This window comes from Streptomyces sp. NPDC021562 (assembly GCF_040640875.1).
Taxonomy (GTDB): domain Bacteria; phylum Actinomycetota; class Actinomycetes; order Streptomycetales; family Streptomycetaceae; genus Streptomyces.
The window spans coordinates 1-1,131 of record NZ_JBFACN010000114.1 but is presented as its reverse complement, the minus strand read 5'-3'; the positions used below and the strand labels follow the sequence as shown (position 1 = coordinate 1,131).

1 protein-coding gene is annotated in these 1,131 nt (G+C 41.5%); it reads right to left on the bottom strand.

Features of this window, described 5'->3' with window-relative positions:
• Positions 1-1,131 (bottom strand): threonine--tRNA ligase (gene thrS / locus AB0G52_RS41315; protein ID WP_361344500.1); only part of this gene is annotated, 1,131 nt, incomplete at both ends.

Sequence of the window (1,131 nt, the reverse complement as noted above, 5' to 3'; positions counted from 1 at the left end):
GAAGAAAAGCATCGAAAGGAATTGTTTCAGACTTTTGCTCTCCGTATTTACGCACATTGACAGCATTCTCTTCCACTTCTTTATCACCTACAACAAGCATGTAAGGGATTTTTTGCATTTGTGCTTCCCTTATTTTGTAGCCTATTTTCTCGTCACGCTCATCAAGCTCCACACGGAACCCTTGATTTTGAAGCTGCTCTTGTACTTTTTTCGCATAATCAAAATGAACAGATGGCGATACTGGAATCACTTGAACTTGAACAGGTGCAAGCCATGTAGGGAACGCTCCTTTATATTCTTCAATCAAGAAGGCAATGAATCTTTCCATTGTTGATACAACACCTCTGTGGATAACAACAGGGCGATGTTGCTTGCCGTCTTCGCCAACATATGTCAGATCAAAGCGCTCTGGCAATAAGAAGTCAAGCTGCACAGTTGAAAGTGTCTCATCCTTGCCTAAAGCAGTTTTAACTTGAACATCAAGCTTTGGACCATAGAATGCTGCTTCTCCTTCTGCTTCGTAATAATCTAAGCCAAGGTCATCCATTGCTTCTTTCAGCATGCTTTGTGCTTTGTTCCACATATTATCATCATCGAAATATTTCTCTGTGTCTTGTGGATCACGGTAAGACAAACGGAAAGAATAATCTGTCAGGTTAAAGTCCTTGTATACATCAAGCACAAGGTTAACAACACGTTTGAACTCATCCTTAATTTGATCAGGACGAACGAAAATATGAGCGTCATTTAAAGTCATCCCGCGAACACGCTGAAGTCCAGATAGGGCACCAGACATCTCGTAGCGGTGCATCGTTCCAAGCTCTGCAATACGTATTGGAAGCTCTCTGTAGCTGTGGATGTCATTTTTGTACACAACCATATGGTGTGGACAGTTCATTGGACGAAGAACAAGCTGCTCATTGTCCATGTCCATTACAGGGAACATATCCTCTTGATAATGATCCCAGTGACCAGAGGTCTTGTAAAGATCAACACTACCCATGATTGGTGTGTATACATGCTGATAGCCTAATCTTTCTTCTTTATCAACAATATATCTTTCCAAAATTCGTCTGACTGTTGCACCTTTTGGCAACCACAATGGAAGACCTTGTCCGACTTTTTGAGAAG